The sequence below is a fragment of the Pueribacillus sp. YX66 genome, assembly GCF_041725775.1.
Classification (GTDB): Bacteria; Bacillota; Bacilli; order Bacillales; family UBA6769; genus Pueribacillus.
This window is the reverse complement of record NZ_JBEUEL010000037.1, coordinates 21,788-27,787: the sequence shown is the minus strand read 5'-3', so window position 1 is coordinate 27,787 and position 6,000 is coordinate 21,788. Positions and strand designations below refer to the sequence as shown.

Here is a 6,000-nt window from a genome sequence, read left to right as displayed (position 1 = left end):
TCTCGTGTTCGTGGGACTCTCAGATTCAATGTGCCAATTCGAGTCGTCCATTCTCTTTCATAGTAACCATTGCGTTGGCTGACACGTTGACTAGAACGCTCATACTCGGACGCTTGAATGTATTGAGTTCGTTGCTCTTCCATAAGCTGATTAAAAACAGTCATTAGGATTTTTTTTGATAGATCATCCTTGACGGATTTTTCAATTAAATTTTGTATTTCTTTTGTTTCCAATGTAAAATGTAGGTGGGTCATATGATCTGCCTCCTAGTATGTTTTTATGGGTTAAAAACATTGTACCGTAAAGGCAATCATATGGCCCTTTTCTTTTACACAATTATATGGACTTTATCTAGAAAAACGATTCCTATTGTTGTTCAGGCTTTAGGGGCTCTTCTTGAACCAGTTTGACCGGTTTTTTGTTGTTTGACGAAGTTTTGTAATTACTTGTACGATGAAGCCATTTGAAAGTATCTTTGGTAAAGATGTGATGCTTTGCAAAGTTCTTTTTTTACATACCTAACTACATTTTTTTCCTTTGTTTTCTAGGTCAGATCTTCGACAAACCCTTCGCTTTTATTTATGTTGTCGGAAAATTTATGAAATTACCACACCATTTTCGCTAATGACAAGGACTGAATCTTGGTCATATACCATTTCATGCGAAATCCTTTCAAACCATTGAAAGGTTAGGCTTGGCATGACATATTAAATTTTATTCTTAGTTCGATTCCACTTTTGGATTTTAAAATGTTATGAGCATAGAGCTTTGCGTATTTCAAAAAATAAACACAGAGAGTTCACCTTGACTCTCTGTCCAAAAAAGAAATAAAACTGCTCATTCATAAAAGCTGAATAAGTGATGTTAAATCGTCGACAATATAATCTGGTTTTATATTATTTTCTTCTGCCAAAGTTCTGTCTGTTACACCGGTTAATACGAGACATGTTGGAAAACCATGCTGTTTTCCCAGCATAATATCTGTTTCCAATCGGTCTCCAATAATTAAACATCGATTTTTTGGTATGTTTAGTTTTTCATGTATTTGGTCTGCATAATATTTAGATGGTTTTCCAATGACCTCTGAAATGGAGCTTCCGGAAGCCACTTCGATCGCTTTGGCAATAGCCAGTGTGTCTGCGATATAGCCTTCTGGAACAGGGTAAAATGGATCTGGATTTGTGACAACAATTTTAGCTCCGTTGTGCACCGCTTTTATTGCTTCGTTCAATTTTTCATAAGTAAACATACGATCTAACCCGACAAGGACATGGGTTGCATAGTTAGGATTTGTTGTAACATTTAAAGAATAGGGCTCTATCTCATTTTTGATGGCAAGTTCGCCAACAATGTAAATATTGATATCAAGCATGAAAAAGCCATGCTGTCATATTTATTTTGAAAAAATTGCTTTTTCTCAATTCCACCACTCCATTATGAATTTTTATAATTATTGATATGTTTGTAATAAAGATTCTGCCTGTTTTTGAGCTTGATCTAATGTTTCATTCACATCTGCTCCATTCACAGCTGCTTGAATTGCGTCAGATAAAATCTCACGAATTTGACCTTGCTCGTAAACAGAGAATTCTTTATGTGCATATTCGAGCTGCTCCATGGCAGTTAATGCCGGCGGGAAGGAGTCTGTATATTCTTTTAATATGTCTGTTTCATAGCTAGACTTGCGCGTTGCAATATAGCCTGTGTCAATACTCCACTGTGCTGCACGTTCTGGTTGAGTTATCCATTTAATAAACTCAATGGCAGCTAGTTGTCTTTCTTCGGGAATATCTTTAAAAGTATAGAAGTTACCTCCGCCAGTTGGCGTTGAAAATCGTTCGTTTTTGGGTAAATATGCAACACCAAAATCAAAGTTTGCGTTGTTTCTGACATTTGTTAAATTTCCTGTCGTTGTGTACATCATCGCTGTTTTTTCTTCAATAAAATCCTGTGGAACCGTATTCCAATCAAGAACGCCCTTTGGCATAATGTTGTGTTCATATGTTAAATCAATCCAAAATTGCATGGCACCTTTGGCTGCTTCTGAATTGAAATAAACTGTTTTTCCGTCGTCACTCATTAAATTGCCGTCTCCGTTTTGCAGAACAAGGGCTTGATAAATCCAGTAATCACTGATGTTAGACGGCAATTCAATCCCCCATTGTCCATCTTTTGTTAATTTTTTTCCATATTCAATCACTTCGTTCCAAGTTTCTGGCGGATCATCTGGATCGAGTCCTGCCTCTTCAAACATGTTTTTATTATAGTAGAGTAAAACTGTACTGCGTTGAAAAGGGACAGACCAAGTTTTTCCGTCGGACTGGGAATTGTACATAAATCCTGGAAAGAAATCATTCATTGTTTCTTCAAGTTCTGGATCATTCGCAATAAAATCATTTAAAGGGACAACATGATCGATAATTTGATAAAGATCAGCAGATAACAATACAGCTAAGTCAGGTGCTTCTCCATTACTAATTGCGGTTTGAACTTTGATCATTGTTTCATCATAGTTTCCGCTGTAAACAGGAGTTACGGTAATTTTTTTCCCGTTTACTTCAATTTCCTCATTATTAAATTGCTCTGCATAGTCATCAATCACTTTGGTGATTTCTCCGCCAACATTAACGGGGTAATACCAAGTTAAATCGATCGTGTCGCCATTGGACGCGTTTGAATTTGAAGTCTTATTATTCGTTTCGGAATTAGCATTAGAACCACAAGCAACAAGAACACCAAGGGCTGCAACAATTAAGACGAGGCGGCAAAACTTTTTCAAGTTATTTACTCCTTTCAAAGTGTTTTAGTGAGTCAGTTGCTTTGCTCGATGGAAACTGATTTCTTCTGTTGATTCCTCCTTTCGTAAACGTTAAAAAAGACCGCAAATATCCAATATACGAACATATCGATATTTGCGGCCTCTCATATCGCGCCAAGCGTATGATTTACTTTTCAATTTTAACTATACAGGTAAACTGTTAAATTAGTGTAAATAATATGTAAAAGATTGTTTAAATTTTTGATAAACCTATTTTCCATAAATCGGAATTTGAAGTTGTAACTGCTTGTGCTCCATGATTTAGTGCTTCTTTTGCGTGGAATGTCGTGGTGAGGAGACCACCAGTAATAATCGGAATGGAAGATTCTTTTGCTATTTTTTCAATAAAATCTGTTACTCGGCAAGGCATAATTTCTATGATATCAGGTTGCAAATGCTCTTTTTTGTCCAGCAACTGATGAAACACTTCCGTATCAATTAAAAAAACTCGCTGAATCACAAACATACCCTTTGCTTTAAATTTTTTAATGATGTTTGGTTTTGTTGTTACAATAGCAAACGGTTTGACATGATCTGTAACAAAATTCACACCATACTGGTCAAGTTGCAGACCATCAATTTTCTCGAGATGCAAAATGACAGGTATCCCTTCTTTGTGAAGTAAATCAACATATTGCTTAACAGTTAAAATATTGCCAATCATTAAAATGGCAGCGGCTAGATTATCTTTATATTTAATTGCTTTTTCAAGTGATTTCGGTTGCTTAATCGCACCAATTAATTTATGTTTCTTTAATTTCTCTTCGAAGCGCATTTTCATATAAACGAAAGTCCTCCTTTAAAAGTGGATGGATATTACTATTATTATAACTTTTGGCACTTTTTCTTTCTAATTAATGTAAAGGTGCTTAAAAAAAGCGTTGTTTTTATGGCATTAACCGTTTCCGAGTCACCAACTGTTTCATATAGTAAAGTAAATGATTGGTGGTGATTGTGTAATGGAATGGTTTTTTGGTGCAATAACCACTCTCTTAGGATTTTTTTTATCCTACTTTACATTTCAACGTAGTAGGGATAAGGATTTACGTGAAAAAGCAAAAGAAGAAGGGATTATAGAAAATCAATTAAATTCGATTGGGAAAGGGATTAAGGAGATTCGTATCGATTTGAAAGCGAATGAGAAGCAAATGATACGCATGAATGAACAATTGATAAGGCTTGATGAAAGTACAAAGACTGCACATAAGCGAATTGATAAATTAGAAGGAATAAAAAGAAGTGATTAACATAACATTTCTAAAAGGTATGAATAAAATAGTACAAGTAGTTGACTAATTGAAATAAATTTGACTTGATGTAGCTGTTTTCTGTTTAAATATTGAACTTGTTTTTTTTCGAATGGATAGTTTTAGAGTGAGTGATTATTTGCTTGAGAATAAAATAACTATTTCTGTTTATTGACGTGTGAGTTGTAGTATAGAAAAGGTAGTTACTCGTGTTGAATAAAAGTATATTTATAATATTCATAAAAACCATTTCTCAGTTTGGGAAATGGCTTTTTAATTTTTGATGGGAACGGTTAAGAAATAAAATAAAAAATTTACTCTTGTATATTTATTCTGAATCACGTATAATAATAACTACAGATATGAACTGTAGGAGAGATGGGCAATGAAGAGAAAAAATGTCATCATTATTGGAGCCGCTGGTAGAGATTTTCATAATTTTAATACGTACTATCGGGATAAAGAAGAATATAATGTTGTTGCTTTTACAGCTGCACAAATTCCAGATATAGATGGTCGGAAATATCCAAGTGAGCTTGCTGGAGAAATGTACCCTGAAGGTATTCCGATTTATTCACAAGATGAGTTGCCAAAGTTAATTAAGGAACTCGATGTCGATGAATGTGTTTTTGCATATAGTGACCTTCATTATGAAGAGGTAATGAGTCTGAGTGCAATTGTGAACGCAGCAGGCTCAACTTTTACATTGCTTGGACCAAAACATACGATGTTGAAAAGCAAAAAACCTGTTATTTCGGTATGTGCCGTAAGAACAGGAACAGGGAAGAGCCAAACCTCTCGTAAAATTATTGAAACGTTACTGGAACAAGGGCTAAAGGTTGTTGCAATCAGACATCCTATGCCTTATGGTGATTTAAATGCACAACGAGTGCAACGTTTTGCAACACTCGATGATCTGAAGAAGCATGACTGTACGATTGAAGAGATGGAAGAGTATGAACCGCATGTGACAAGAGGAAACATTGTTTACGCTGGTGTTGATTATGCGGATATTTTAGAGGCAGCTGAGAATGATCCGGATGGTTGTGATGTCATTCTTTGGGATGGCGGAAACAATGATATTTCATTTTATGAACCGGATTTAGCGATTACTGTTCTTGACCCTCATCGTCCAGGACATGAGTTGAAATATTATCCGGGTGAAGTTGCATTGCGGACAACAGATGTCTCGATTATTAATAAAATTGACAGTGCAGATCCAGAAGCAATTCAAATTGTTGAAAATAACATTAAACACGCAAAACCAGCTAGCAAGATTATTAAAGCAGAATCAAAAATTACGGTTGAGCATCCTGAACTTATTAAAGGTAAACGTGTTTTAATTGTTGAAGATGGTCCTACGTTGACACACGGTGAGATGAATATTGGAGCGGGCATGGTGGCGGCACAGCGTTTAGGCGCATCTGAATCGATTGACCCACGTCCATATGCTGCAGGTACACTGAAAGAAACGTTTGAAAAATATAAGCATATTGGAAATGTGCTTCCAGCAATGGGTTATGGCGCACAGCAATTGAAGGATTTAGAAGCAACGATTAATCAAGCGGATTGTGATGTTGTGATTATTGGAACACCTATGGATTTAACGAGAGTGATTAACATTAATAAGCCGTCAACGAGAGTGCACTATGATTTAGAAGAAGTAGGCGATCTGCATTTGAAAGATGTGTTGGATGAGTTTGTTAAGAAGCATGAACTTAAAAAGGACGGTTTATACAAGGGAGTTAAGGCAGTATAATTAGCTTCGCTAATAATATGAAAATAAAGATTTGGTTGCATTACGGTTTTAAGCGTAATCTATCGCTTAGAACCGTTTTTTATCGTTAGATTAGATGTTATCAATGAAATGGATTAGGACGTTTAACAAAAAAGTGAAAGTAATTTTGTCTATTCGCAATCATCTTAGTTGTTGCA

Annotated in this window: 6 protein-coding genes; 2 read left to right on the top strand and 4 right to left on the bottom strand. The window is 35.5% G+C overall.

Features of this window, described 5'->3' with window-relative positions; all coding sequences use genetic code 11:
- From ABU914_RS13360 to ABU914_RS13345, 4 genes are all read right to left on the bottom strand, one after another.
- The coding region (locus tag ABU914_RS13360) for a transposase (RefSeq protein ID WP_379670209.1) at nucleotides 1-254 on the bottom strand (254 nt) is incomplete at its 3' end.
- A 587-nt stretch (nucleotides 255-841) separates the two neighbouring features.
- On the bottom strand, nucleotides 842-1,372 hold the full coding sequence (locus ABU914_RS13355; protein WP_379670208.1) for an HAD-IIA family hydrolase: 531 nt from the start codon (nucleotides 1,370-1,372) through the stop codon (nucleotides 842-844).
- 78 nt (nucleotides 1,373-1,450) lie between these two features.
- Nucleotides 1,451-2,779 carry an ABC transporter substrate-binding protein gene (locus tag ABU914_RS13350; RefSeq protein ID WP_379670207.1) on the bottom strand — a complete coding sequence of 443 codons (1,329 nt, stop codon included), beginning with the start codon at nucleotides 2,777-2,779 and terminating at the stop codon, nucleotides 1,451-1,453.
- Between the two features lie 232 nt (nucleotides 2,780-3,011).
- On the bottom strand, nucleotides 3,012-3,599 hold the full coding sequence (locus tag ABU914_RS13345; protein WP_379670206.1) for a glycerol-3-phosphate responsive antiterminator: 588 nt from the start codon (nucleotides 3,597-3,599) through the stop codon (nucleotides 3,012-3,014).
- Nucleotides 3,600-3,777: 178 nt separating this feature from the next.
- Between ABU914_RS13345 and ABU914_RS13340 the strand changes: the two genes are divergently transcribed.
- Both ABU914_RS13340 and ABU914_RS13335 read left to right on the top strand, forming a co-directional pair.
- The gene (locus tag ABU914_RS13340; RefSeq protein ID WP_379670205.1) at nucleotides 3,778-4,065 is read left to right on the top strand and encodes a hypothetical protein; all 288 of its coding nucleotides are present in this window, start codon (nucleotides 3,778-3,780) and stop codon (nucleotides 4,063-4,065) included.
- 385 nt (nucleotides 4,066-4,450) lie between these two features.
- Nucleotides 4,451-5,824: a cyclic 2,3-diphosphoglycerate synthase gene (locus tag ABU914_RS13335; protein ID WP_379670204.1), complete on the top strand. Its 1,374-nt coding sequence runs from the start codon at nucleotides 4,451-4,453 to the stop codon at nucleotides 5,822-5,824.
- Nucleotides 5,825-6,000 lie beyond the last annotated feature (176 nt).